General features: G+C 68.5%; 30 protein-coding genes. 22 read left to right on the top strand and 8 right to left on the bottom strand.

The features are described from left to right. Positions 1-112 precede the first annotated feature (112 nt). The 7 genes from A6W98_RS10340 (at position 113) to A6W98_RS10370 (ending at position 5,805) form a co-directional block, all read left to right on the top strand. Positions 113-733 carry a 50S ribosomal protein L21 gene (locus A6W98_RS10340; RefSeq protein WP_042461137.1) on the top strand — a complete coding sequence of 207 codons (621 nt, stop codon included), beginning with the start codon at positions 113-115 and terminating at the stop codon, positions 731-733. 18 nt (positions 734-751) lie between these two features. After that, positions 752-1,021 (top strand): 50S ribosomal protein L27, encoded by a 270-nt coding sequence (gene rpmA / locus A6W98_RS10345; protein ID WP_042461139.1) that lies wholly within the window; start codon positions 752-754, stop codon positions 1,019-1,021. 306 nt (positions 1,022-1,327) lie between these two features. After that, the gene (locus tag A6W98_RS10350) at positions 1,328-1,867 is read left to right on the top strand and encodes a GNAT family N-acetyltransferase (protein ID WP_042461142.1); all 540 of its coding nucleotides are present in this window, start codon (positions 1,328-1,330) and stop codon (positions 1,865-1,867) included. Between the two features lie 3 nt (positions 1,868-1,870). Next, entirely contained in the window at positions 1,871-2,422 is a 552-nt protein-coding gene (locus A6W98_RS10355; RefSeq protein WP_052678005.1) for a GNAT family N-acetyltransferase, read from the top strand. Continuing rightward, on the top strand, positions 2,409-3,449 hold the full coding sequence (gene obgE / locus A6W98_RS10360) for a GTPase ObgE (RefSeq protein WP_042461144.1): 1,041 nt from the start codon (positions 2,409-2,411) through the stop codon (positions 3,447-3,449). The genes A6W98_RS10355 and obgE overlap by 14 nt, the downstream gene beginning before the upstream one ends. After that, positions 3,437-4,543, top strand: a complete 1,107-nt coding sequence (gene proB, locus A6W98_RS10365) for a glutamate 5-kinase (protein WP_042461146.1) — start codon at positions 3,437-3,439, stop codon at positions 4,541-4,543. Before obgE ends, proB begins: the two co-directional genes overlap by 13 nt. Continuing rightward, positions 4,540-5,805 (top strand): glutamate-5-semialdehyde dehydrogenase, encoded by a 1,266-nt coding sequence (locus A6W98_RS10370; RefSeq protein ID WP_042461149.1) that lies wholly within the window; start codon positions 4,540-4,542, stop codon positions 5,803-5,805. The genes proB and A6W98_RS10370 overlap by 4 nt, the downstream gene beginning before the upstream one ends. A gap of 46 nt (positions 5,806-5,851) precedes the next feature. Here A6W98_RS10370 and A6W98_RS10375 read toward each other — a convergent pair whose 3' ends face one another. Then, on the bottom strand, positions 5,852-6,457 hold the full coding sequence (locus A6W98_RS10375; RefSeq protein ID WP_042461151.1) for a histidine phosphotransferase family protein: 606 nt from the start codon (positions 6,455-6,457) through the stop codon (positions 5,852-5,854). A gap of 35 nt (positions 6,458-6,492) precedes the next feature. On the opposite strand from A6W98_RS10375, the gene A6W98_RS10380 reads away from it, so the two are divergent. From A6W98_RS10380 to olsA, 3 genes are all read left to right on the top strand, one after another. Beyond that, a complete protein-coding gene (locus A6W98_RS10380) occupies positions 6,493-6,675 on the top strand; it encodes a DUF3553 domain-containing protein (protein WP_042461154.1) in 183 nt (60 codons plus the stop codon). A gap of 151 nt (positions 6,676-6,826) precedes the next feature. Next, entirely contained in the window at positions 6,827-7,603 is a 777-nt protein-coding gene (gene olsB / locus A6W98_RS10385; RefSeq protein WP_042461156.1) for an L-ornithine N(alpha)-acyltransferase, read from the top strand. Then, the gene (gene olsA, locus A6W98_RS10390) at positions 7,600-8,418 is read left to right on the top strand and encodes a lyso-ornithine lipid O-acyltransferase (RefSeq protein WP_406678835.1); all 819 of its coding nucleotides are present in this window, start codon (positions 7,600-7,602) and stop codon (positions 8,416-8,418) included. Before olsB ends, olsA begins: the two co-directional genes overlap by 4 nt. Before the next feature lie 52 nt (positions 8,419-8,470). Here olsA and A6W98_RS10395 read toward each other — a convergent pair whose 3' ends face one another. Beyond that, a complete protein-coding gene (locus tag A6W98_RS10395) occupies positions 8,471-9,091 on the bottom strand; it encodes a thiamine phosphate synthase (protein WP_042461158.1) in 621 nt (206 codons plus the stop codon). 284 nt (positions 9,092-9,375) lie between these two features. Here A6W98_RS10395 and A6W98_RS10400 point away from each other — a divergent pair, with 284 nt between their 5' ends. From A6W98_RS10400 to A6W98_RS21480, 5 genes are all read left to right on the top strand, one after another. Further along, positions 9,376-10,116 carry an RNA methyltransferase gene (locus A6W98_RS10400; protein ID WP_042461161.1) on the top strand — a complete coding sequence of 247 codons (741 nt, stop codon included), beginning with the start codon at positions 9,376-9,378 and terminating at the stop codon, positions 10,114-10,116. 55 nt (positions 10,117-10,171) lie between these two features. Further along, entirely contained in the window at positions 10,172-11,317 is a 1,146-nt protein-coding gene (locus tag A6W98_RS10405) for a COX15/CtaA family protein (protein WP_042461164.1), read from the top strand. A 6-nt stretch (positions 11,318-11,323) separates the two neighbouring features. Further along, positions 11,324-12,802: a carboxypeptidase M32 gene (locus tag A6W98_RS10410; RefSeq protein WP_042461167.1), complete on the top strand. Its 1,479-nt coding sequence runs from the start codon at positions 11,324-11,326 to the stop codon at positions 12,800-12,802. Positions 12,803-12,877: 75 nt separating this feature from the next. Further along, on the top strand, positions 12,878-13,135 hold the full coding sequence (locus A6W98_RS10415; protein ID WP_052678006.1) for a hypothetical protein: 258 nt from the start codon (positions 12,878-12,880) through the stop codon (positions 13,133-13,135). A gap of 220 nt (positions 13,136-13,355) precedes the next feature. Beyond that, complete coding sequence (locus A6W98_RS21480) at positions 13,356-13,532, top strand: hypothetical protein (RefSeq protein WP_168161825.1); 177 nt, start codon at positions 13,356-13,358, stop codon at positions 13,530-13,532. 84 nt (positions 13,533-13,616) lie between these two features. On the opposite strand, the gene A6W98_RS10420 is transcribed toward A6W98_RS21480, so the two are convergent. Then, positions 13,617-14,405, bottom strand: a complete 789-nt coding sequence (locus A6W98_RS10420) for an enoyl-CoA hydratase (protein WP_042461171.1) — start codon at positions 14,403-14,405, stop codon at positions 13,617-13,619. Positions 14,406-14,464: 59 nt separating this feature from the next. On the opposite strand from A6W98_RS10420, the gene A6W98_RS10425 reads away from it, so the two are divergent. Next, on the top strand, positions 14,465-14,893 hold the full coding sequence (locus tag A6W98_RS10425) for a PaaI family thioesterase (protein WP_231098259.1): 429 nt from the start codon (positions 14,465-14,467) through the stop codon (positions 14,891-14,893). Positions 14,894-14,904: 11 nt separating this feature from the next. On the opposite strand, the gene A6W98_RS10430 is transcribed toward A6W98_RS10425, so the two are convergent. From A6W98_RS10430 to A6W98_RS10435, 3 genes are all read right to left on the bottom strand, one after another. Beyond that, the gene (locus tag A6W98_RS10430) at positions 14,905-15,543 is read right to left on the bottom strand and encodes a DUF1638 domain-containing protein (RefSeq protein WP_042461174.1); all 639 of its coding nucleotides are present in this window, start codon (positions 15,541-15,543) and stop codon (positions 14,905-14,907) included. Continuing rightward, positions 15,540-15,701, bottom strand: coding sequence for a hypothetical protein (locus A6W98_RS21945; RefSeq protein WP_202253965.1), 162 nt, complete (start codon positions 15,699-15,701; stop codon positions 15,540-15,542). Before A6W98_RS21945 ends, A6W98_RS10430 begins: the two co-directional genes overlap by 4 nt. A 776-nt stretch (positions 15,702-16,477) precedes the next feature. After that, positions 16,478-17,182, bottom strand: a complete 705-nt coding sequence (locus tag A6W98_RS10435) for a corrinoid protein (protein WP_042461176.1) — start codon at positions 17,180-17,182, stop codon at positions 16,478-16,480. 191 nt (positions 17,183-17,373) lie between these two features. On the opposite strand from A6W98_RS10435, the gene A6W98_RS10440 reads away from it, so the two are divergent. Beyond that, a complete protein-coding gene (locus A6W98_RS10440) occupies positions 17,374-18,516 on the top strand; it encodes a PA0069 family radical SAM protein (RefSeq protein WP_247904404.1) in 1,143 nt (380 codons plus the stop codon). Positions 18,517-18,560: 44 nt separating this feature from the next. On the opposite strand, the gene bmt is transcribed toward A6W98_RS10440, so the two are convergent. Continuing rightward, entirely contained in the window at positions 18,561-19,574 is a 1,014-nt protein-coding gene (gene bmt, locus A6W98_RS10445; protein ID WP_042461179.1) for a betaine--homocysteine S-methyltransferase, read from the bottom strand. A 109-nt stretch (positions 19,575-19,683) separates the two neighbouring features. After that, positions 19,684-19,998: a DUF1476 domain-containing protein gene (locus tag A6W98_RS10450; protein ID WP_042461182.1), complete on the bottom strand. Its 315-nt coding sequence runs from the start codon at positions 19,996-19,998 to the stop codon at positions 19,684-19,686. 317 nt (positions 19,999-20,315) lie between these two features. Here A6W98_RS10450 and purC point away from each other — a divergent pair, with 317 nt between their 5' ends. The 5 genes from purC to A6W98_RS10475 all read left to right on the top strand — a co-directional run bounded on the left by purC (position 20,316) and on the right by A6W98_RS10475 (position 25,058). Further along, complete coding sequence (purC, locus tag A6W98_RS10455) at positions 20,316-21,077, top strand: phosphoribosylaminoimidazolesuccinocarboxamide synthase (RefSeq protein ID WP_042461185.1); 762 nt, start codon at positions 20,316-20,318, stop codon at positions 21,075-21,077. 189 nt (positions 21,078-21,266) lie between these two features. Further along, on the top strand, positions 21,267-21,506 hold the full coding sequence (purS, locus tag A6W98_RS10460) for a phosphoribosylformylglycinamidine synthase subunit PurS (protein ID WP_042461188.1): 240 nt from the start codon (positions 21,267-21,269) through the stop codon (positions 21,504-21,506). 3 nt (positions 21,507-21,509) lie between these two features. Next, positions 21,510-22,553 carry a zinc-dependent alcohol dehydrogenase family protein gene (locus A6W98_RS10465; RefSeq protein WP_042461190.1) on the top strand — a complete coding sequence of 348 codons (1,044 nt, stop codon included), beginning with the start codon at positions 21,510-21,512 and terminating at the stop codon, positions 22,551-22,553. Between the two features lie 25 nt (positions 22,554-22,578). Further along, positions 22,579-23,247, top strand: a complete 669-nt coding sequence (purQ, locus tag A6W98_RS10470; protein ID WP_042461193.1) for a phosphoribosylformylglycinamidine synthase subunit PurQ — start codon at positions 22,579-22,581, stop codon at positions 23,245-23,247. A 47-nt stretch (positions 23,248-23,294) separates the two neighbouring features. Then, positions 23,295-25,058, top strand: a complete 1,764-nt coding sequence (locus tag A6W98_RS10475; RefSeq protein WP_042461195.1) for a sensor histidine kinase — start codon at positions 23,295-23,297, stop codon at positions 25,056-25,058. The last annotated feature ends 1 nt before the right edge of the window (position 25,059 follow it).

Consider the following 25,059-nt stretch of genomic DNA (forward strand, 5'->3'; position numbering starts at 1 on the left):
ACCATATATTGACAACGCTCCGAAGGGAGCACGCTGTCCGGGGTGCGCAGCAGCGCGGGAACGCCGCCTAGAGGTGGGGCCGAAGGACGCGGCGGTAAGAAGGAAATGGCCGATGTTTGCGGTCCTCAAGACCGGTGGCAAGCAGTACAAGGTGCAGTCGGGTGACGTGCTGCGCGTCGAGAAGCTTGCTGCCGAAGCCGGTGAGACGGTTCAGTTCAACGAGATCCTGATGCTGGACGGCCAGGTCGGCGCGCCGATCGTCGATGGTGCCGCGGTGCAGGCCACCGTGATCGACCAGATCAAGGGCGACAAGGTCATCCACTTCGTTAAGCGCCGCCGTAAGCACGGCTCGCAGCGCACCAAGGGCCACCGCCAGCAGCTGACGCTTCTGCGCGTGACCGAGATCCTCGCTTCGGGCGGCGCCGAGACCGGCGTCAAGGCCGCGATCGGGGCCGGGTCGGTTGCGGGCGCCCCCGCCGCCGAGCCCAAGGCCGCCAAGGCGAAGGCGCCGAAAGCCGCCGAAGCCGCCGCGGGCGACGACCTGAAGAAGCTGCCCGGCGTCGGCCCGGCGATGGAAAAGAAACTGCATGAGGCCGGGGTCACCCGCTTCGCGCAGATTGCCGCCTGGACCGACGAGCAGGTCGCCGCGATGGATACCCGTCTCGGCCTGAAGGGCAAGATCGTGAATGATGGCTGGGTGGCGCTTGCCAAGGACCTGGCCGGCAAGGCCTAAGCGAGAGGAGAGGACGACATGGCACACAAGAAAGCAGGCGGCTCCTCGCGCAACGGGCGCGACTCCGCTGGTCGCCGTCTCGGCGTGAAGATCTATGGCGGCCAGGCGGTCGCTTCGGGCAACATCATCGTCCGTCAGCGCGGCACCAAGTTCTGGCCGGGCGAAGGCGTGGGCATGGGCAAGGACCATACCATCTTCGCGACCTGCGAGGGCGCAGTGACCTTCAAGAAGGGCCTCAAGGGGCGCACCTTCATTTCGGTTCTCCCGGTGGCGGAGGCCGCCGAGTAAGCCGAAACCTCAGGATGACTGAAATTGGGGGATCGGCGCCAGCCGTTCCCCCGTTTCTGTTTCGGAAACCGGAGCAGGAAAGATGATGGCAAGAGGCCTCCCGGCACCGGGAAGGGTCCGCGCCCGGAAAGCTCCGCAGGGGCTTCGGGCAGCGGGGGCGTCTTGCGCCGCGCCGGGGCGGTTGCCATCTTGTTCCCGGAGCCCCCTGCGGGCGGCTCGCGTCCGCCGCGGTCCGGGCGCTGCAGTGAAGATCGGGGCGTCAGCCGACGGCCCGGTGGTCCTCGTGCTTTTCGGAGGAGGAAAGCCATGAAACTCGACCTGATCCCGCCCCAGCCTCCGATCGCGGCCGAACGCTTCGTGCTGCGTCCGGTGCGCCGGTCGGATGCCGGATTGCTGTCGCTTTACACCAGCGATCTCCGGGTGGCGCGGTTCACCCGGTCGATCCCGCATCCGTTGCCGCCGGGCGCCACCGAGGCCTTCATCCACCGCGCTCAGGATCCCGAGCGCAGCGAGGATGTCTGGGTGATGGACGGGGCCGAGCAGGGGCTTTCCGAGGTGCTGGGCGTGATCGCGCTCGACCGGATGGAGCGCGACCAGTCCGAGATCGGCTACTGGGTCGCGCCGGCCTTCTGGAATACCGGCATCGCCTCCGAGGCGGTGGGCGCGCTGCTGGCCGCCAATCCGCAGAAGGCCAAGACGGTCTTTGCCGAAGTGTTTCAGGACAATCCCGGCTCGGCCCGGGTGCTGACCAATGCCGGTTTTGAATATATCGGCGATGCCGAGGCCTATTCGGTGGCGCGGGAGGCCAAGGTGGCCACCTGGACCTATCTCAAGAAGCTCGACTGAGCGATGCGGGGCGCGGCGGACGGATTTCGGATCGAGACGCCGCGCCTTGTCCTCAGGGCGTTCCGGCCCGCCGATCTCGATGCGCTGCTGCGGATCGGCCGGGATCCGCGGGTGGCCCCGATGATGTGCAGCCTTCCGGTGCGCTGGACCCGGCGGCAGGCCGCGACTTGGGTCGCACGCTCGCGCTTTCGGGGCGAGCCCGCCTTCCGGCTGGCCATCGACGGGCGCGACGAGGGGCTGCTGGGCGTGGCGGGACTGGGCGGTGCGCCGGCCTCGCTGGCCTATTTCCTCGATCCCGCGGTCTGGGGCCGGGGCTATGCGACCGAGGCGATGCGCGGCTTTCTGGCCGGGGTCTTCGCGCGGTTTCCCGGGCTCGACGTGCTGGCTGCCGATCATTTCGCCGACAATCCCGGATCGGGCCGCGTGCTCGGGAAGCTCGGCTTCGAGCGGCTCGGGCCCGGTACCGGACGCTCGCTGGCGCGGCTTGAGCCCGCGCCCAATATCCACTATCGCCTGATGCGCGCAAATTTCGAGGCTCTTCATGAAATTCCTTGACCTCGCAAAGGTCTATATCCGCTCGGGCAGCGGCGGAAACGGCTGCACAAGCTTCCGCCGCGAGAAATACGTCGAATTCGGCGGTCCCGACGGGGGCGATGGCGGCCGGGGCGGCGATGTCTGGGTCGAGGCGGTCGAGGGGCTGAACACCCTGATCGACTTCCGCTACCAGCAGCATTTCTTCGCCCAGAACGGTCAGGGCGGCATGGGCCGCCAGAAATCGGGCGCCTCGGGCCGGGACATGGTGCTGAAAGTGCCGGTGGGCACCGAGATCCTCGATGAGGACGAAGAGACCGTGGTCGCCGACCTGACCGAGCTTGGCCAGCGGGTCCTGCTGGCCCAGGGCGGCAATGGCGGCTGGGGCAACCTGCATTTCAAGACCTCGACCAACCAGGCGCCGCGCCGCGCCAATCCGGGGCAGGAGGGGGTCGAGCGCACGCTGTGGCTGAGGCTCAAGCTGATCGCCGATGCCGGGCTGCTGGGGCTGCCCAATGCCGGCAAGTCGACCTTCCTGGCCGCGACCTCGAATGCCCGGCCCAAGATCGCCGACTATCCGTTCACGACGCTGCATCCCAATCTGGGCGTGGTCGGCGTCGACGGGGCCGAATTCGTCATCGCCGACATTCCCGGCCTGATCGAGGGCGCCCATGAGGGCCGCGGCATCGGCGACCGGTTCCTCGGCCATGTCGAACGCTGCGCGGTGCTTCTGCATCTGATCGACGGCACCTCCGAGGATGTCGTGGCCGATTGCGGGACGGTTCTGACCGAGCTTGAACTTTACGGCGGCGATCTGGCCGACAAGCCGCGGGTGACGGTCCTGAACAAGATCGACAGTCTCGACGAGGACGAGCGGGCCGAGAAACGTGCCGCTCTCGAGGCGGCGAGCGGCGGCCCGGTGATGCTGATGTCGGGCGTCGCGCGCGAGGGCGTGACCGAGGTGCTGCGCGCGCTGCGTGCCGAAATCGACGAGGACCGGCTGCGCCTGAAGCGCGAGGACAGCGAGGAGGGCGAGGCGTGGCGTCCCTGATCGCTACCCGGCGGCTTGTGGTCAAGATCGGCTCGGCGCTTCTGGTCGACCGGAGCACGGGTAATCTGCGCGCGGACTGGCTGAGGGGCCTGGCCGAGGATGTCGCGATGCTGAAGGCGCGCGGCACCGATGTGGTGCTGGTCTCGTCGGGCTCGATCGCGCTGGGGCGGGGCGTTCTCGGGCTGGGCCTCGGCCCCCTGGCGCTGGAACAGAGCCAGGCTGCCGCCGCGGTCGGGCAGATCCGGCTGGCCCGTGCCTATGAGGATTGCCTGGAGCCTTACGGGATCACCACCGCGCAGGTGCTGGTGACGCTTGAGGATACCGAGGACCGGCGGCGCTATCTGAACACCCGCTCGACGATGGAGACGCTCTTGGGCTTCGGCGCGGTGCCCATCGTCAACGAGAACGACACCATCGCCACCGACGAGATCCGCTTCGGCGACAATGACCGGCTGGCGGCGCAGGTGGCGGTGACGGTGGGGGCCGATGTGGCGGTGCTGCTGTCGGATGTCGACGGCTTCTATACCGCCAACCCGATGCAGGATCCCGAGGCGCATCGCTTCGATCTGATCGAGGAGATCACCCCCGAGATCGAGGCGATGGCGGGCGATGCGGGCTCGGGGCTCTCGAAGGGGGGCATGAAGACCAAGCTGATGGCGGCCCGGACCGCGACCGGCGCGGGCTGCGCGCTGGCGATCACCGAGGGCTCGCGGCTGCGGCCTCTGAAGGCGCTGGAAGAGGGCGCGGCCTGCACCTGGTTCCGCCCCAAGGGCGATCCGCGCGCCGCGCGCAAGGGCTGGATCGCGGCGATGAAGCCGCATGGCTTCATCCGGGTCGACGCGGGCGCGGCCGGGGCGCTGACGCGCGGCAAGTCGCTTTTGCCCGCGGGCGTGACCGAGGTGACCGGCGATTTCGGCCGGGGCGAGCCGGTCGCGATCCTCGGCCCGAAGGGCGAGGGGCTTGGCGCCGGGCTTTCGCGCTATACTTCTGCCGAGGCGCGGCTGATCCTCGGATGTCGCTCGGGTGACATCGAGGCGATCCTCGGCTATCCGGGGCGGGCGGCGCTCATTCACAGGGACGACATGGCGATATGAAGGACATTACCGATATTCACGCCCTCATGGCCGATCTTGGTGCCCGTGCCCGGGTCGCCTCGGCCGAACTGGCCTTCGCCTCGTCCGAGGCCAAGCGCCATGCGCTGGAGGCGGCGGCCGACGCCGTGGTTGACCACAAGCCGCAGATTCTCGCCGATAACGCGACCGACATGGAGTATGGCCGCGACAAGGGCCTGAGCCCGGCGATGCTGGACCGGCTGATGCTGGACGAGGCCAGGATCGAGGCCATTGCCGCGGGTCTGCGCGCGGTTGCCGCCCAGCCCGACCCGGTGGGGCAGGTGATGGCGGAATGGGACCGGCCCACGGGGCTGCATATCCGCCGGGTGCGCACGCCGCTGGGCGTCATCGGCGTGATCTATGAAAGCCGGCCCAATGTCACCGCCGATGCCGGGGCCCTGTGCCTCAAGGCGGGGAATGCGGTGATCCTGCGCGGCGGTTCGGAGAGCTTCCATTCCTCCGGCGCGCTGCATGAATGCCTGGTGGCGGGGCTGGCCAAAGCCGGGCTGCCCGAGGATGCGATCCTGCGCGTGCCGACCCGCGATCGTGCCGCGGTCAGCGAGATGCTGACCATGACCCAGTATATCGACGTGATCGTGCCGCGCGGCGGCAAGGGCCTTGTGGGCCTCGTCCAGCGCGAGGCGCGGGTGCCGGTCTTCGCCCATCTCGAGGGCATCGTGCATATCTATGTCGACAAGGTCGCCGATCCCGCCAAGGCGCTGTCGGTGGTGCTGAACGCCAAGACCCGGCGCACCGGTATCTGCGGCGCAGCCGAATGCCTGCTGATCCACAGGGACGTGGCCGCGACGCTTGGCGCCGATCTGGTCGCGGCGCTGGTCAAGGCCGGGGTCCGGGTCCATGCCGACGAGGCGCTGTCCCGTCTGCCGGGCACGCAGCCCGCCACCGCCGAGGATTGGGGGCGCGAATATCTGGACATGGACATCGCCGCCCGGGTGGTGGACGATATCGACGGCGCGATCGAACATGTCCGCGCCTTCGGGTCGGGCCATACCGATGCCATCCTGACCGAGGACGATGCCGCGGCGGCGCGGTTCTTCGAGCGGCTCGACAGCGCGATCCTGATGCGCAATGCCTCGACCCAGTTCGCCGATGGCGGCGAGTTCGGGATGGGCGCCGAGATCGGGATCGCGACCGGCAAGCTTCATGCCCGCGGGCCGGTCGGCGCCGAACAGCTCACGAGCTTCAAGTACCTGGTCGAGGGCGACGGCACGCTCCGGGCCTGAGGCCCGGGGATCTAGCGTATGGGGATCTGGCGTATGGGGCTCCGGCTCAGAAGGCCAGTGTCAGCGAGGTTTCGTCGTGACCGAGCGACAGGCTCCGCCCCAGATCGGTCAGCGCGATCGGCAGAAGCGCGAATTGTACCTCGGCGGGCCGGAGGTCGTCGCCGGAGGGCTGGCCATCGGTCAGCGGTGCCCAGAGCCTTGGCTCAAGCGTCATCCGCTCGGCCTCGGCCGTCAGGGTGATGCGGCCGTCCCGCCAGCTCAGCGCCATCCGGCCGCCGCGGGGCAGGGCGGTCTCGGCACAGAGGACCGACAAAAGCGCGGTCTTGGCGGCGCTGCGGCTGAGAGAGGCGGGCGGGTCGGCGGTGACGCTGAGCCGGCTGCCGCCGAAATAGTCCGCGAGGATTTCGCAGACCTCGCGCCCGGCCACCGCGGTATCCTCGCCGGCGGCGCCGAAGGCGAGGCGGAACATCCGGATCCGGGCATTGGCACGGGCGACGCTGTCGGAAATCAGCGCCAGTTCCTCGCCCGGCGCCTCGCCATGGGTCTCGGCCGCGGCCATGGCCAGAAGCTCCATCCCGTTGCCGATCGCGCCGATCGGGCTGATAAGATCGTGGCAGATGCGCGAGCCCACGAGCGCGGTGAGATCAGACATGCGACACCGCCGGGACCGCCGACAGGAGAGTGACAATGAGACCGATGAACGCGATCCTCGAACCCGGGATGCTGGTGCGCCATCCCGGAGAGCCGGACTGGGGCCTGGGCCAGGTGCAATCCGTGATCGGCGCACGTATCACGGTGAATTTCACCGATGCGGGAAAAGTCGTCATCGACGGAACGCGGATCGAGCTCATGCCTGTCTTTTCGTCCTGAACATCCTGATGGGGTCAGGCTGACCCATCATCGTTAATGGCATATTAACATGACAGATGTCATTGCGGTCTGCGCCTGCGTCGGGCGGCGCGGTTGCACTTGGCCCGGTGGCGCCCTAGAAGCGGGCGACAGTCTCTGCAGGGGGTAAGGCATGCAGCCGCCCGAGGATTTCTTTCAGCTGCGCCTGGCCCGGACCGAGGCCGATCTGATGGCCGCCCAGCGCCTGCGCTACGAGGTATTCGTGGCCGAACTGGGGGCGGACGGCCCGCTGGTCGACCATGAGGCGCGGCTGGAACGCGACGATCTCGATCCGCATTTCGACCATCTGCTGCTGATCGACAGTCGGCGCGACGCGGCGACGCTCGATCACGTGGTGGGGGTCTACCGGCTTCTGACCTCCGAACGGGCGGCGGCGCTCGGGAAGTTCTACAGCGAGGACGAATACGATCTGTCGGCGCTGAAGGCCTCGGGGCGGCGGCTGCTGGAGCTGGGGCGCTCCTGCGTGCATCCCGACTATCGCGGCGGAACCGCGCTCTATCACCTATGGAACGGGCTGGCCGATTACGTGCTCGACAAGGAGATCGAGGTCCTGTTCGGCGTGGCGAGCTTTCACGGCACCGATGCCGAAGCGCTGGCCGAGCCGCTGTCCTATCTGCATCACCGGCATCTCGCGCCGCCCGAGCTTCGGGTGCGGGTGCTGCCCGATCATGTCCAGAACATGGACCTGATGCCCGAGGCCGCGATCGACCGCAAACGCGCGATGCTGGCGATGCCCGCCCTGATCAAGGCCTATCTGCGGCTCGGCGGGTTCGTCGGCGAGGGGGCCTTCATCGACCGCGCCTTCAACACCACCGATGTCTGCCTCTTGATGGATACGGCGCGGATGAACGCGAAGAGCCGGTCGCGCTACATGCGGGGGCAGGAGTGACCACCTGGCGGGGCGCGCCGCCGCCCGACATGCCGCGGATCGGTGTGGCCGGCTGGCTGCGCGTCGCGCTCCGCGGCACAGCGCTGGTCGGGCTTCTGGCCATCGGCATGGCGCTCAAGCTGACGCTGCGGCTGGCCGAGCGGCCGCTGTTCGGATTGCGGCGGCCGGTGACGCCCTGGATCACGCAGGGCGTCAGCCGCGCGGCGCTGGCGGTTCTGGGCCTGCGCTGCCGGATGCGGGGGCGGCCGATGCGGGCGCGCGGGGCCTGGGTGGCCAACCATGCCTCCTGGCTCGACATCTTCGCGCTGAACGCGCGCGGGCGGATCTATTTCGTCTCGAAGGCGGAGGTCGCCTCCTGGCCCGGCATCGGCTGGCTGGCGCGGGCCACCGGTACGGTCTTCATCGCGCGCGACAAGCGCGAGGCGCGGGCGCAGGCCGATCTGTTCGAGGCCCGGCTGAAGGCGGGGCATCGGCTGGTCTTCTTCCCCGAGGGCACCTCGACCGACGGGCGGCGGGTGCTGTCCTTCAAATCGACGCTGTTTGCCGCGTTTTTCGGGGCCGGGCTGCGCGAGATCCTGTGGGTCCAGCCGGTCACGGTGATCTATACCGCGCCCGAGGGCGAGGCCGTGGCCTTCTATGGCTGGTGGGGGGATATGGGGTTCGGACCGCATGCGCTGAAGCTGCTGGCCTCGGCGCGGCCGGGGAGGGTTGAGCTGGTCTTTCATCCGCCGCTGAAGGTGGCGGATTTCCCCGACCGCAAGGCCCTGGCGCTGGCCTGCGAAGAGGCGGTCCGGAGCGCGGCGCCGAAGCTCTGAGAAAAGCCCCCGGCGCCTCGCCGAACCGTGCCCCGGCCAGGGCAGGGGCCTGTCAGCCCATCGCGGCGATCAGCGCGCCGAGCGCCGAGACCGGGTCCTCCTCGCGCCAGATCTCCTCGCCAAGGGCGAAGAAATCGGTGAGCGGGCTCAGCGCCGCAACCGTGGTCGCATCGAGCGCGCCCTCGGCCACGACCGGGATCTCGATCATTTCGGACCACCAGCCGAACAGATCGGCCTCGGCTCGGCTGCCATCGCCAAGGCCGCTTTCGCCCGCCGGTCCGAAGGCGATGTAATCGGCCCCGGCCTCGGCCGCGCCGATCCCGTCATGGCGCAACGCGCCGCAGAAGGCCCCGACGATCGCATCGGCGCCAAGTAGCTTGCGCACCTTGCGGACGCTGCGTTGCCCGTCGGTCAGGTGCACCCCGTCCAGCCCCAGCCGCTCGACCAGCCCGACATGGGCCTCGACCACCAGCGGGATGTCGCGGGCATGGGCGATCTCGCGCAGCGCATCGGCGGCACGGGCCACGAGATCCTCGTCATGGCTGGCCATGGACAGGCGCAGACAGGCGATCTCATGGGCGTCGAGCACCGCGGCAAGGCGCGGCGCGAAGCTGTCGGGATCAAAGGCGGGCGGGGTGATCAGGTAGATCTGCGGGCGCTCGGGTTCGGCCATTGGCGGGCTCCTGTTATCCGTGACGCCGCTATAACGGGGTTTTTCGCGATTGGCTACGGTCGGACCATCGCGGGTCGCGTCCCCTTTGCCATCGGCCCAGGGGCGTCCCGGAAGAGGGCCGCCTCGCCCGAGGCTGCAAGCCCCAGCGGCCCGCGCGCGCCCGTCCGGCCGGCCTCGGGACTTCTGTCGCCTTTGGCCAAGCGCGGCGGCGGACAGAGCCCCTCCGCTTGCCCTTTCGTCGGGCAGGGCGTATCACCCCGCCGTTTTTCAAGAAAGCGAGCCCCATGACCGCAGCCCAGCCTGTCTTTGTTCTCGTCCGCCCGCAGATGGGCGAAAATATCGGGGCGGCGGCACGCGCGATGTGGAATTTCGGGCTCGACCGGATGCGCCTGGTCGCGCCGCGCGACGGCTGGCCCAATCCGCGCGCGGTGGCGCTGGCCAGCGGGGCGGGACGGCTTCTGGACAATGCCGGGATCCATGCCACGACGGCCGAGGCGGTTGCCGATTGCGACTATGTCTTCGCCACCACCGCGCGGCCGCGCGGCCTGACCAAGCCTGTCGTCACCCCGGAACAGGCGATGACCGAAACCCGCGCCCTGCTGGCCGAGGGGCGCCGGGTGGCGGTGCTGTTCGGGCCGGAACGCGCGGGGCTGGAAAACGACGACATCGCGCGGGCCAATGCCATCGTGAACGTCCCGGTGAACCCCGATTTCGCCTCGCTCAATCTGGGGCAATGCGTTCTGCTCAGCGCCTATGAATGGCGCCGCCAGACCGCCGATATCCTGCCCGAACGGCTGGAACTGGCCGGCGCCGATCCCGCGAGCCAGATCGAGGTCGAGAAACTGGCCGAGCATTACGAAGAGCGGCTGTCCGAGGCGGGGTTCTTCTTTCCCGAGACCAAGGCGCCGGGGATGAAGATCGCTCTGCGCAACATGTGGAGCCGGATGCCGCTGACCCGGCCCGATGTGCAGATCCTGCACGGGGTACTGCGGCAATTGACGCGGGCGCGGAGCCGCGGCGAGTGACTTGCGGCGTCGCGCCCGCCCGCCTAGTCTCGCCGCGCAAGACGGAGAGGGGCCTATGAGCAAGACCCGCAGCAAGCCGAAGACCCGCAGCATTTTCGAGGAGGTCGGCACCGATGCGCCGCCGGACCGGCCGGTGGTCCAGCCCGGCGCCATCGACCGCGCCGCCCGGCGCGGTGCGCGCGGGGCTGTCGCCTGGTGGCTGATCTCGATCTTCGTGCTGATCGCGGCGATGCTGATCTCGGCCGGCGTGGCGCGCCTGACCGGGCATCCGGCCAGCCTGCCGGGCTTCGCGCCGCCTTACGGCCAGCTGCCGCCGCTTGACGCGGCGGGCTGGTCCGCCGCCTTCGACCGTTTTGCCGCCGCCGGAGGCACGGCCGATCTCGCGGGCTTCCAGAGACTATACTGGTGGGACTGGGGCGTCCGGCAGGCCGGCATGCTTGCGGCCCTCGTCTGGGCGCTGGGCGCGCTGGGCTTCCTGATCTTCGGCAAGCTGCCAAAGGGCTGGGCGGTCCGGCTCTTGCCGCTTGGCGGCACCATCCTCGGGATCGGCGCGGCCGACTGGGCGATGGGGCCCGCGGGGCTTTTGCCCGCGCCCTTCGATGCCGCCTCGCTGCGGCTCGCGGCGATGACGGGCTTCGGTTTCGCCGGGATGGGGCTTGCCGCCTGGGGCGCGATGCAACTGCGCCGCACCGAGGCCCAGCTGATGCAGGCCCGCCGGGCCCGCGACGGGCGCGCCTTCGGCATGGCGACCGGTGTCATGCATCTGGCCTTCCTGCAGATCCTCTTCGGGGCGATGCTGGGCGCGCTCGATCAGGGCCGCAGCTTCCCCGACTGGCCGCTGATGGCGGGCGGTGTCCTGCCGCCCGAGCCGCTGGCGCTGGAGCCGGTCTGGCGCAATCTCTGGGACAATCCCGGCCTCGTGCAGTTCATCCATCGCGGGCTTGGCTATCTTGTCGTGCTGCTGGGTATCGCGGCCTGGCTGCGGGCGCGGAAAAGCCCGCATGCCCGCACCCGCCGCGCCTTCGACTGGCTGGGGGTGATGATCTTCGGCCAGGCGGTGCTGGGCGTCGGCTCGGTGCTTTACGCGGGCCAGTGGCATATGGCGCTGACCCATCTGGTGGGGGCCGTCCTGTTGTGGGTTCTGGTGCTGCGCGCCCGGTTCATGGCGCAATATCCCGTTCAGCAATCCATCCGGGGGTGACGCGATATGACCGCCTTTGACGAGCTTATGAGCTTCCAGCGCGAGACCGAGGCGCTCGGTCAGGTCGCGATGCGGCTGGGCTGGGACCAGGAGACGGTGATGCCGCGCGGCGCCGCGCAGCAGCGCGCCGAGGAAATGGGCGCGCTCGAGACGGTGCTGCACCGTCGCCGCAGCGACCCGCGCCTGGGCGACTGGCTGGGGGCGATCGACGACGATCTTCTGGACGAGACCGGCCGCGCGCAGATGCGCCATATCCGTCGCAGCTATGCCCGCGCGACGCGCCTGCCCGAGACGCTGTCGGCCGAGATCGCCCGGGTGACGAGCCGTGCCCAGGGGATCTGGGCCGAGGCCCGTGCCGCCGACGATGTCGCGCATTTCCTGCCCACCCTGCGCGAGGTGGTGCGGCTCAAGCGCGAGGAGGCTGCGGCGCTGGCGATGGGGGGCGATCTTTACGACGCGCTTCTCGACGATTACGAGCCCGGCGCGACCGCGGCCGGGCTGTCGGCGATGTTCGACCGGATGCGCCCGCGTCTGGTAGACCTGCGCGAACGGATCATGGGCTCGGGCCGGGCGCCCGCGCCGCTTGAGGGCCATTTCCCCGAGGCGGTGCAGATGGCGCTTTCGCGCGAGGTCGCCACGCATTTCGGCTATGACTGGCGGCATGGGCGGCTTGATTTCTCGGTCCATCCCTTCACCTCGGGGTCGGGCTCGGATGTCCGGATCACCACCCGGGTCGACGAGGCCGAGCCGCTGGGCGCGCTGTATTCGACGCTGCACGAGACCGGACATGGGGTCTATGAGCAGGGGATCGATCCGGCCTATGGGCTGACGCCCCTGGGGGCGGGCGTCTCGATGGGGGTGCATGAAAGCCAGAGCCGGATCTTCGAGAACCAGCTCGGGCGCGGTCGCGCCTTCTGCGGCTGGCTTCACGGCCGGATGAACGAGGTTTTCGGGTCAGCCGGCGCGGCCGATGCCGAGGCCTTCTACGCGGCCGTGAACCGGGTCCATTCGGGCCATATCCGGACCGAATCCGACGAGGTGCATTACAATCTGCACATCATGCTGCGCTTCGATCTGGAACGCGACCTGATCGCCGGCGGGCTCGAGGTCGAGGATCTGGAAGAGGCCTGGAATACCCGCTTCGAGGCCGATTTCGGGGTCGCGGTCGAGCGGCCGAGCCAGGGGCTCTTGCAGGATGTGCACTGGTCGGTGGGGCTTTTCGGCTATTTCCCGACCTATGCGCTGGGCAATGTCTATGCCGGCTGTCTCTATCAGGCGCTGCGCGCGGCGGTGCCCTCGCTCGATGCCGATCTGGCGCGCGGCCATGCCGAGCCCGCGACCGCCTGGCTGAAGGTCGAGGTTCAGCGTCATGGCGGGCTTTACGAGCCGGCCGAGACGATCCGCCGGGCCTGCGGTTTCGAGCCCGACGAAGGGCCGCTGCTGGATTATCTCGATGCCAAGTTCGGCGCGATCTACGGGCTTTGATCGTCGCGCCGGGCCCGATCCCGAGCTTGGTGCCGAGGCTGGCCCCGTGGCGGCGGCGCTGCTGGAAGGGCGCGCATGACCTGGCATGACCCGCTCTGGCAGAGGATCTGGCCGCCCGCGCGCCGGGTGGCCTTCGCCATTGTCGGGCGGCTGTGGTGGCGCCGCCCGCCCGAAGAGATCGCGGCCCGGCTCGAGGCACGGCCGCTGCGCGAACAGGTCCTGATCGTCGGGACGGTGCTGGCGGGCCTTTTCCTGACAAGCCTGCTCTTTGCCCATGCAGGCATTCTGGGCCTTCTGAGCTTCCTGCTTCTGGTGATCCTCCTGATCCGCTGATGGGGCCCCGCGTCCGGCGAGACCCCCTCGGATGCGGCGTTCACAGGTGTTTGATTGCGACGAAATGCCGCCATTTTTCCGCCCATTTTCAATGGCTTGCGTCAGGGATTTCCCCGCATGCCTTTGAAAATGCGGTTTTTCTTGTGATGCGGGTGATCCGGTCCCGGAGGGCGCGCGTATCTCCTTGTACATTGCAACCTGCACAGAGAGGACGCGACCAATGGATATCGATGCGATCAACGCCGTTCTGGGTCTTGGCACCCTCGGCTTCGTGCTTGCCTTTGCCTATATCAACCTGCGCCAGACCGAGGAACAGCTCAAGGCTTCGCGCGAGCGCCGCGAGAAACGCGAACAACGCGCCGCTGCCCGCGTCGGCCGGGCCGTTCCGGCCGAATGAGATGCCCCGGATCGGGGCCGGGCGGATGACCCCCGGCCCCGACCGTTTTCCGGCCTTCTGCCGCCTTGACTTCGCGCGCCCCGTTCAGCCCTGCCAGGCGGGAGCCCTTTTTTCCAGGAAGGCCCCGATCCCTTCCTGGGTCTCCTCCAGCATCATGTTCTCGACCATCGCGGCGCCCGCGCGGGCATAGGCCTCGTCGATGCCGCAGTCGAGCTGGTCGTAGAACAGCCCCTTGCCGACCCTGATCGCGGGCGAGAGCTTGCCTGCCAGCGTCTCGGCCAGCCGCCAGGCGGCATCCTCCAGCATCTCTTCGGGTACGGCCCGGTTGATCAGCCCCAGCGCCTCGGCGCGCGCGGCATCGATGAACTGGCCCGTGGTCAGCATCTCGAAGGCGTGCTTGCGCGGAATGCTCCGGCTCAGCGCGACCATGGGGGTCGAGCAGAACAGCCCGATATTCACGCCGTTCACCCCGAACCGCGTGCCCTCGGCCGCGACCGCCAGATCGCACGACGCCACCAGCTGGCAGCCCGCGGCGGTGGCGATGCCGTGGGGGGCCGCGATCACCGGCTGGGGCAGGCGCATCAGCCCCGTCATCACCCGCGCGCACCGCTCGAAGAGATCGGCGAAATAGGCCCGCCCGCCATCGAGCGCCTGCCGTCCGGCCTGCATCTCCTTGAGGTCATGGCCTGCGCAGAAGGCCTTGCCGGTGCCTTTCAGGATCACCGCGCGCACGCTCCGGTCCTCGGCCAGCGCGTCGATCTGGGCCTGCAGCGCGGCCAGCATCGCGTCGGACAGCGCGTTCAGCCGTTCGGGCGCGTTCATCGTCAGGATGGCCACGCCCCGGGTATCGTCACGTAACAGGATTTCGGTCATCTTGTGTTTCCTCCCTCTGGTCGCGAAGACTAGGGCGGAACGGGAGAGGGGGAAAGTCCATGCAGGCCAGGCAGCCGGTGATGGATGCGTCGGCGCTGACCGCTTTTCTGCGGAGCGCCTTTCCGCAGATCGGCGAGGAGTTCGTGGTCGAGGAGGTGGCGCCGATGCAGGTGCGGGTGCGGCTGGCGGTGACCGAGCGGCATCTGCGGCCGGGCGGTACCGTGTCGGGGCCGTCGATGTTCGCCTTGGCCGATGTCGGCATTTATCTGGCGGTGCTGGCGATGATCGGGCCGCAGGCGCTGGCGGTCACGACCAACTGTTCGATCGATTTCATGCGCAAGCCCGCCTCGGGCCGCGATCTGATCTGCGAGGCGCGGCTTTTGAAGCTGGGCCGGGTGCTGGCGGTGGGCGATGCGATGATCCGGTCCGAGGGGATGGAGGGCGTCGTCGCCCGGGCCAGCCTGACCTATTCGACCCCGCCGAAATAGCCGACCTCAGCTCAGCCGCGCCCGGCCAGGAAACCGGCCAGGTCGCCATAGCCCGTGGGCCGCCGCTCATAGGCAAGGCCCAGGCGCGTGGCACAGGCCTCGGCCTGCCGGTCCAGCGCGGCATCCTCGGTCTGGGCCAGATAGACGAGACGGCGGTAATTGCCGAAGTAAACCGTCGCAAGCTCGGGATGGCGGTCGAGCCCGAGCGGGCGCCAGACGAAGGCGTCGAATTGCCGGGTGAGGAAATCGGTCAGGTAGAAGGCGTCGATCTCGTCCCCGGCGCGGTCGGCACTGGCGGCGGCGCCCTCGAAAAAGGCATAGCAATGCGGGCCCTCCATCATCTCGACCCCGAGTTCGGCGCAGGTTCGCTGCAAGTCGCCGCCGGTGCCGCAATCGGCATAGGCCACGAGGATCGTGGGATAGGCGGCGCGGTGGCGCTCGACGAGCGCACGGAGCCCCGGTGCGATCCGGTCCGGGTGGTTGTGCCAGATCGCGGGCAGGCAGGTCAGGTCCAGATGGTCCCAGCCGTTGATCCGCTTGAGTGCAAGGATCTCATGCGCCAGCGCGCCGCAGCCGATCACCAGGACCCGTCCGCGCCCTTCCGGCGGCAGCCCGGTCTCGGTCAGGCGGTGGTCGTCTGGCGCGTTCACTGCCGCCTCTGCAAGAGACGCAACCCCAGCACGGCCAGCAGCGCCAGCGGTACGAGTATTGCAACGCCGCTGGCAGGCAGCAGGCTGGCGAGCCAGATTGTCAGGCCGGCAGCCGTCAGCACGACGGCAAGAAGAAGGGCGAGGACGCGTCCGGGCATGCGATACTCCTTTTCGCCAAAGATGTGGGCCGGGGGCAGGCATCGGGCAAGGGGCGCGTGGGCCTATGGGGCAAAGATCCGGACCGGTTCAAGAAAGCGGCGGGATGCAGGTTTCCTCGCCGCGCTTTCGTTGCGTTGTCCCGGTCCGTGCGGTCGCTGCAAGCGGTTGATGAGAGGGCGATCCGGTTTGTCTTGTGTGCTGTTCCCGGCAGATCGGGGGCTGGTGTGGGCGGCGGACCGGCATGCGGCGAGTATCTCCGCCCGGCAGGCGGGCGAGGGCCGGATGACGGCGGTTGGATGACGGGTCGGACACAGAGCGACGCCCTGCTGTTCCGTTCGTCGACCTTGCACAACCATGCAGGGCAGGGCGCCGCCGATAGGGCCCGATTTCCTTGGGCGGCGTTGCGGATCGCAACCACGCCGCGTCCGGTTGGGATGCTCTGCATTGCCGCGGGGAGTGGCCGCAAGGAACGACAGTGGATCGCAGGCGGGCCAGAGCGTTCCGGCAGGGGAGCCACGTCGGTCTTCGCCAGTCCGAGGGGATCGTCCGGGCGCGTGCAGTCGCCCCGCGGCGGTCCTGCCGCTGCGGCGCCGGTGGCACAGGATCTTGCCGTGTCCCATGCTGGTTGCCCCATGCCGATTATCCCGTACCGGTTGTCCCGTGCCGCGACAACGTTTCGGTATCGACCGCGACAGGCTCGTCCACGACAGGCCGGGCCGCGGCAATCCCGCGGTCGGGGCAGGGGCTGGCGGCTGCCGTCTGCGCGCCGCCGGGCTCAGCTGGCAACGGCGCGGTTATGCTTGCGCGCGACGAAGGTCTTGGCGGTCTCGACCGCGACGGCGGCGTCGCGACAATAGGCATCGGCTCCGATGGCGCGGCCGAATTCCTCGTTCAGGGGCGCCCCGCCCACCAGCACGATGTAATCCTCGCGGATGCCCTTGGCGGCCAGCGTGTCGATCACCGTTTTCATGTAGGGCATGGTGGTCGTCAGCAGCGCCGACATGCCCAGGATGTCCGGCTGTTCGGTTTCCAGCGCGGCGAGATAGCCGTCCACATCGGTGTTGATGCCGATATCGACGACCTCGAACCCGGCGCCCTCCATCATCATCGCGACGAGGTTCTTGCCGATGTCGTGGATGTCGCCCTTGACGGTGCCGATCACCATCTTGCCCATGCGCGGCGCGCCGGTTTCGGCCAGCAGCGGCTTTAGGATGCCCATGCCGCCCTTCATGGCATTGGCCGCCAGCAGCACCTCGGGCACGAAGAGGATCCCGTCGCGGAAATCGCGACCGACGACGGTCATGCCCGAAACCAGCGCTTCGGTCAGCACCCGGTAGGGTGCCCAGCCGCGCGACAACAGGATCTCGACCCCTTCGACGACCTCCTCCCTGAGCCCGTCGTAAAGATCGTCCTGCATTTGCGGGACCAGTTCTTCGTCCGGCAGCTCTGCCAGAACGATGTCGTCGTCTTCGTTGGCCATTTCACGCTCCCATTGGGGCCCGGCGCTTTGCCGGAGCCTCTGCATCCTTGATCGGAATTCTGCACCGGGAACGCTTACCGAATTGCGACCAGCGGCCCGTCCGAAACGACCTCGCCGCGAAATTACGTCGCGCCTGTGACCTTGCGGCAGCATTCCTCCGGCAGATCGGGAATCTTGCAAATGTTCGCCAAATGTTCCAATCATTCGGCATGACCCGTCCCCATGCCTCTTCGACCTCTTCTCCGGCGGCCTCCCCGACTGCCGCTGTCGCATCAGCACCCCCGACGCCGGGGCGCGCGGCCGGCGGCAACCCGGCCAACCGCTACGACCGGCTGACAGTGGTGCCCGAGGATGACGGCTGGGACCCGGGCGAGGCGCCGCCGCCGCTCAGGACCGAGACCCGGATCGAACGGCCGCGCACGGCGATCACCCGCAACAGCTCGCCCGATTTGCCCTTCGACCGGTCGGTGAACCCCTATCGCGGCTGCGAGCATGGCTGCATCTACTGCTTTGCCCGGCCGAGCCATGCCTGGCTGGGCCTGTCGCCGGGGCTCGACTTCGAATCGCGGCTGATCGCCCGGCCCGAGGCGCCGCGGCTGCTGGCCGAGGAGCTTTCGCGCCGGGGCTACCGGCCCGCGACCCTGGCGATCGGCACCAATACCGATCCCTATCAGCCGATCGAGCGGACCCATCGGGTGATGCGCGGGCTGCTGGAGGTGCTGCGTGATTTCCGCCATCCGGTGGCGGTGGTGACCAAGGGCGCGCTGATCGAGCGCGATCTCGACCTGCTCGCGGAACTGGCCGAGCTGGAGCTGGTGCGGGTCGGCATTTCGGTGACGACGCTCGACCGCGATCTCTCGCGCCGGCTGGAGCCGCGCGCGCCCGCGCCCGAACGGCGGCTGCAGACCATCGAACGGCTTGCGGCGGCGGGGGTGCCGGTGCGGGCGATGGTGGCGCCGGTGATCCCGGGCCTGACCGATCCCGAGCTCGAGGCGATCCTGACCCGGGCCTGCGATGCCGGGGCCGTGGCTGCAAGCTGGATCATGCTGCGCCTGCCGCTCGAGGTGGAGCCGCTGTTTCGCGACTGGCTGGCCGAGAATTGTCCCGACCGCGCCGAGCGGGTGATGGCCCGGCTCTGCGAGATCCATGGCGGCAAGGCCTACAGGTCCGGCTGGGGCCACCGGATGCGCGGCACGGGGCCCCATGCCGACATGATCGCACAGCGGTTCCGGCTGGCCACGGCCCGGCTCGGGCTGGCTGTGACGCAGCCCGGCCTGTCGACCGAGCTTTTCCGTGTGCCGCCGCGGGCAGGCGACCAGCTTTCGCTGTTCTGAGGCCCGCGCGCCCCGAGGCGGGCGCGGCCCGTGCCGGGAGGGCGCTAGCTCCGGCGGCGCCGACGCGGCGCGCGGGCCGGGCTCTCGCCCTCGCCGGTGCCATCCGAGGCCGACGAGAACCCGCCGAGCCGCTCGGTGATTTCGTCGAGGCTGGGGCGGGCGCCTCTGGGCCGGGTTTCCAGCGCCGCGCGCATGGCCTTCAGGTGCTCGGGCGTGGTGCCGCAGCAGCCGCCGATGATGGTGGCGCCGCAATCGCGGGCGAGCACCGCATAATCGGCCATCAGCTCGGGCGTGCCGTCGTAATGGATATGGCCGTCGACATAGCGCGGAATGCCCGCATTGCCCTTGGCGATGACCGGCCGCTCGCTGCCCGAGGCGGCAAATCCCAGAACGGTGCGCAGCAGATCGGAGGCCCCGACACCGCAATTGGCGCCGAAGGCCAGCGGCGGACAGGGCAGTTTCTCGACCAGATCGGCCAGACCGGAGGAGGTGACGCCCATCATCGTGCGTCCGGCGGTGTCGAAGCTCATGGTGCCGCACCAGGGCATGCCGGCCAGACGCGCGGCCTCTCCCGCGGCGCGGAATTCCTCGGTCGCGCTGATCGTCTCGACCCAGAGCAGATCGGCGCCGCCCGCCTTCAGGGCGTCGGCCTGTTCATGGAAGATCTCGACCGCGCGGGCATAGGAAAGCGGCCCCATCGGTTCCATGATGTCGCCGGTCGGTCCGACCGAGCCCGCCACCACCACCGGGCGGTCGGCGGCATCGGCGATCTCGCGGCCGAGTTCGGCCGCCAGCCGGTTCAGCTCGCCGACCCGGCCCTGGGCATTGTGCAGGCGCAGCCGCGCGGCATTGCCGCCGAAGCTGTTGGTCAGGAAGATGTCCGAGCCGGCCTCGACCGCGCCGCGATACAGCGCGCGGATCCTGTCGGGGTGATCGGCATTCCAGAATTCGGGAGCATCGCCGGAGCCGAGCCCCATGTTGAACAGGGTGGTTCCGGTCGCGCCGTCGGCCATCAGCCAGTCGCGCTCGGCGAGCAGACGGGAAAGGGCATCGGTCATCTGGGCAGTCCTTTCGCACTGAGGCCGGGCCGGCGGCGTTGCCGCCCGCCGGTGACCGGCCGAAGGTCCGAACCCCCGCAGCACCCGCCGGAGCGGGTGCCGGCCGGGGTCAGGATTCGCTCATGATCTGGGCCTTGGCGACGGCCATCAGCTCGGCCATCTTGGCGCGCAGCGTCGGCTCGTCGGTCCGGTCGCCGAGATCGCCCGAAACCTTGCGGAAGACATCCTCGTCGCCCGCTTCCTCGAAATCGGCCTTCACCACCTGCTTGGCATAGTCGAGCGAGGCCTCCTCGCTCAGGCCCATGAGCTCGGCGGCCCAGAGGCCGAGAAGCTTGTTGCGACGCGCTTCGGCCTTGAACTGCAGTTCCGAATCATGGGCGAACTTGTTTTCGAAAGCGAGTTCGCGATCGTCGAACGTGGTCATAGGAGTACCCCCCATCGTGGAATTCCGGTGTCCCGTGCCATTTAAGGGAACTTCCCCGGCCTGCCTAGGGGCAGGTTGGCAGGGGGCGCCGCGAACGGCAAGGCCGCGCTTGGCACGGATGTCGCTCTTGGCACGGTTGCCGCCCTTGGCACGGTTGTCGCCGCAGCATGCAGAAGACAGGGTAGATGAAGATGGGGGAGAAGATAAGGCCGTGGCGGGGCGCAGCCGCCTTGCGGCAGCGCGCGCCTTGGACTACAAGCGCGTCAAATCGCGCGGGCGGGCAGACGCCTTCCGCGCCTGGGGCACTTGGAGTTTCCATGGCACGTCGGAAGAAGATCTACGAAGGCAAGGCGAAGGTTCTCTACGAAGGCCCCGAGCCGGGGACGCTGGTGCAGTATTTCAAGGATGACGCCACCGCCTTCAACGCCGAGAAGCATGACGTGATCGAGGGCAAGGGCGTGCTGAACAACCGCCTGTCCGAGTTCTTCATGTCGGGGCTGAACGCGATCGGGGTGCCGACCCATTTCATCAAGCGCATCAACATGCGCGAGCAGCTGATCCGTCAGGTCGAGATCATTCCGCTGGAAGTGGTGGTGCGCAACGTCGCCGCCGGGTCGATGTCCAAGCGGCTCGGGATCGAGGAGGGCACCCAGCTTCCGCGCCCGATCATCGAATTCTACTACAAGGACGATGCGCTGGGCGATCCGCTGGTCACCGAAGAGCATGTCATCGCCTTCGGCTGGGCCAGCCAGCAGGATCTCGACGACATGGTGGCGCTGGCGCTCAGGGTGAACGACTTCCTGTCGGGGATCATGGTCGCGGTCGGCATCAAGCTGGTCGATTTCAAGATCGAGATCGGCCGGATCTGGGATGGCGACTTCATGCGTCTGGTGGTCGCCGACGAGATCAGTCCCGACAGCTGCCGGCTCTGGGACGTCAAGACCGGCCAGCATCTCGACAAGGACGTGTTCCGCCGCGATCTGGGCTCGCTGACCGATGCCTATACCGAGGTGGCCAAGCGCCTGGGCGTGCTGCCGACGAATGTCACCCATGCGAGCAAGCCGACCCTGATCAATTGAAAGGGTAAGCGTGTTCGGCTTGTGTCATCACAGGGTTCGACCGAACATGATCCCAGACGAAGCGCGCGGGGCGGGCGGCCCCGGCGCGACTGAGCGCTGGTTCCGGCCGGCGTCGTATCGACCGCCGCATCCGGAGGCTGTGCCGGACGGGGCGGACAGGACCAGTAAAAGCCAAGGAAGGACGACCCGATGAAGGCCCGCGTTCATGTCATGCTGAAGGACGGCGTGCTCGACCCGCAGGGCGAGGCCGTGCGCCACGCGCTGGGGGCGCTCGGTTTCGAGGGGGTCGGCGGCGTCCGGCAGGGCAAGGTGATCGATCTCGATATCGAGGCGACCGACAGGCCCGAGGCCGAGGCGCGGGTGCGCGAGATGTGCGAGAAGCTGCTCGCGAACACTGTGATCGAACGCTACGACATCGAGATCGTCTGAGCGATGCGGGCCGCGGTCCTCACCGGATGGCGCAAGCCGCTCGAAGTCTCCAAGGTCGATGACCCCGACTGCCCGCGGGACGGGGTGGTGCTGAAGGTGCTGGCCTGCGGCATCTGTCGCTCGGACTGGCATTCCTGGACCGGGGCCGATCCGGATGTGGCGCTGCCCTTGATCCCGGGGCATGAATATTGCGGCGTGGTCGAGGAGGTCGGTCCGGCGGTGACGCGCTGGCAGGTCGGAGACCGGGTGATCGCGCCCTTCATCCTGGCCTGCGGCCATTGTTCCGACTGCGCCTCGGGTCATCAGACCATCTGTGCCCATCAGCTTCTGCCGGGTTTCACCCAGGCCGGTGCCTTCGCCGAGCTGATCGCGGTGCCTTTTGCCGATGCCAATCTGACATCGCTGCCCGAGACCATGGAGCCTGCGCTTGCCGCCGCGCTCGGTTGCCGGGTGACGAGCGCCTGGCAGGCGCTGACCGGCCGCGCCGAGCTTCGGCCCGGCGAATGGCTTGCCGTCTTCGGCGGCGGTGGCGTCGGGATCTCGGCGCTGCTGCTTGGCCGGGCGCTGGGGGCGCGGGTGGCGGTGGTCGATGTGGTGCCCGACAAGCTTGATTTTGCCCGCGCGCTTGGCGCCGATGCCACCATCGATGCGCGCCAGGGCGATGCGGCCGAGGCGATCCGCGAGATCACCGGCGGCGGCGCCCATGTCGCGCTCGAGGCACTGGGCATTCCCGAAACCACCATCGGCGCGATGACATCGCTGCGCAAGCTTGGCCGGATGGTGCAAGTGGGCATGCCGACCGGCAAGAACGCGTCGATGGAGCTGCCCATGGACACGGTCTATGCGCGCCAGCTTGCCGTTTTCGGAACCCGCGGCATGGCGACCTGGCGGTATCCGTCGCTCTTGTCGCTGATCGATGGCGGGCATGTCGATCTGACGCCGCTGATCGGCCGCCATGTCAAGCTGACCGAGGCCAGTGCCGAACTGGCCGCCTTCGACGCGCCCGCACCGCCCGGGGTCGCGGTCATCACCAATTTTCTCGCCTGAGGCTCGCCAGAGAGGAACCTGCCCCATGAAAGCCGCCGTTCTCGTCTTCCCCGGGTCGAACTGCGATCGCGACCTTGCCGTGGCCTTCCGCAATGCCGGGGCCGAGGTCAGCATGGTCTGGCACAAGGAGAGCAGCCTGCCCGAGGGCGTCGATGTCGTCGGCATTCCGGGCGGCTTCTCCTTCGGCGATTACCTGCGCTGCGGCGCCATCGCGGCGCGTTCGCCGATCACCCGCGCGGTGATCGAGCATGCCGCGCGCGGCGGGTACGCGCTGGGGATCTGCAACGGCTTTCAGGTCCTGACCGAGACCGGCGTGCTGCCCGGGGCGCTGATGCGCAATGCCGGGCTCAAATTCGTCTGCCGTCCGGTGCCGCTGACGGTCGGGACCGCCGACAGCGCCTTTACCTCGGGCTATGCCCGGGGCCAGCGGATCGAGATCCCGGTCGCGCATCACGACGGCAACTATGTCGCCGATGCCGATCTGGTGGCGCGGCTGAAGGACGAGGACCGCATCGCCTTCAGCTATGCCGAGCCGGTCAATGGCGCCACCGCCGACATCGCCGGGATCCTGTCGGAAAACCGGCGTGTGCTGGGGCTGATGCCGCATCCCGAACGGGCAGCCGAACCCGCCCATGGCGGCACCGACGGGGCGGCGCTTTTCCGCTCGCTCCTCGGGGCGCTTGTCCCGGCGTGACCCTGCTGCCGCTTGAGCGTTCCGGCGCGCGCGCGTAATTTGCGGCCATGTCAAGTGCCCGGCGCAGCCCGTATCGGTCCGCATTCCCCCTGCGGGGGGGATGGTTCCTGCGTGTTGCGATCTTCGTACTGATATCGACCGCGGTCGCGACGGTCTGGACCACCAATGCCTGGCTCACCGAACGCTTCACCGAAAGCACCCGCAGCCGCGCCCAGGTGCGGATGGCGCTTTATTCGGGCAATGTGGTCAGCGAATTGCAGCGTGCCTCGGTGGTGCCGCTGCTGCTGTCGCGCGACCCGACGCTGATTCGCGCGCTGGAGAATGTCGATTTCTCGCAAAGCTCGCAGCTGCTGATTTCCTATGTCGACGAGATCGGCGCGGCCTCGCTGCAGCTTCTGGACGATAGCGGGCGGGTGGTCGCGGCCACCGACCGTTCGAAGATCGGCACCAACCTGCGCAGTGCGCCGTTCTTCGTCGAGGCATTGCGCTCGAACGATACCGTCTTCATCACCTCGCGCGCCGAGGCGGGCAATTTCACCTTCACCTATTCCCGCGCGATCATGGTCGACCGGCGCAAGGCGGGGGTGATCGTGGTGGGGGTCGATCTGGCCAAGTTCGAACAGAGCTGGGCCGGGATTTCCGATGCCGTGATCGTGACCGACAGCGAGGGCCAGATCATCCTCGCGACCGAACCGCGCTGGCGCGGCCACAAGGTCGAGGAGGCGTTGGAGGCGCGGTCCGCCCCCTCGGCCATCGCCCGCGCGATCCAGGCCACCGCCGACTGGGGCGCGCTGCCGCCCGATGCCTATGTCCGGGGCGAGGCGGTGATGCGCAACGAGGCGCGGATCCCGTTCCGCGGCTGGCGCATCATTTCGTTCACCCCCTATGTCTCGATCCGCGACAAGGTGAATGCCGTGCTCGCGCTCGAGATCATGGGCTTCGCCATGCTGCTGGCCCTGTCCTTCTACCTGCTGTCGCGCCGGGCGCAGATGAAGTCGCTGGGCTATCAGCGCGAAACGGTCGAGCTGCGCGAACTGAACGCCCGGCTTCAGCGCGAGATCGCCGAGCGCGAGCGGGCCGAGAAGAACCTCGAAGTGGCCGAACAGACGCTGGAACAAAGCTCGAAACTGGCCGCACTGGGCGAGATGTCGGCGGCGATCAGCCATGAGCTGAACCAGCCGCTCGCGGCGATGAAGACCTATCTGGCCGGCGCGCGGCTTCTGCTGCAGCGCAAGCGCCCCGAGGAGGCGCTGTCCTCGTTCCAGCGGATCGACGATCTGATCGAGCGGATGGGGGCGATCACCCGCCAGTTGAAAAGCTATGCCAGGAAAGGCGGCGATGCGTTCGAGCCGCTCGACATGCGTTTTTGCGTCTCGGCGGCGCTGTCGATGATGGAGCCGCAGCTCAAGCGCCGGAAGGTGACCATCACCCGGTCTGTCCCGCGCGAGCCGGTGATGGTGATGGCCGACCGGATCCGGCTGGAGCAGGTCATCATCAACCTTCTGCGCAACGCGCTCGACGCCACCCGCGAAAGCCCCGAGCCCCGGGTCGACCTGATCCTGTCGGCGGGCGAGACCGCGACGCTGACGGTGCGCGACAACGGCCACGGGATAGAGGACATCGACAAGCTGTTCGAACCGTTTTACACCACCAAGCAGGCCGGTGACGGTGTCGGTCTGGGGCTCGCCATCTCGTCGAGCATCGTCGCCGATCTCGGCGGGCGGCTTACCGCTCGCAACGCGCGCGAGGAGGGGGCTGTCTTCGAGGTCCAGCTTCCCGTATTGAACCACGACAAAGAAGCCGCGGAGTGAG

Origin of the sequence: Rhodovulum sulfidophilum DSM 1374, from assembly GCF_001633165.1 — a bacterium.
GTDB lineage: Bacteria > Pseudomonadota > Alphaproteobacteria > Rhodobacterales > Rhodobacteraceae > Rhodovulum > Rhodovulum sulfidophilum.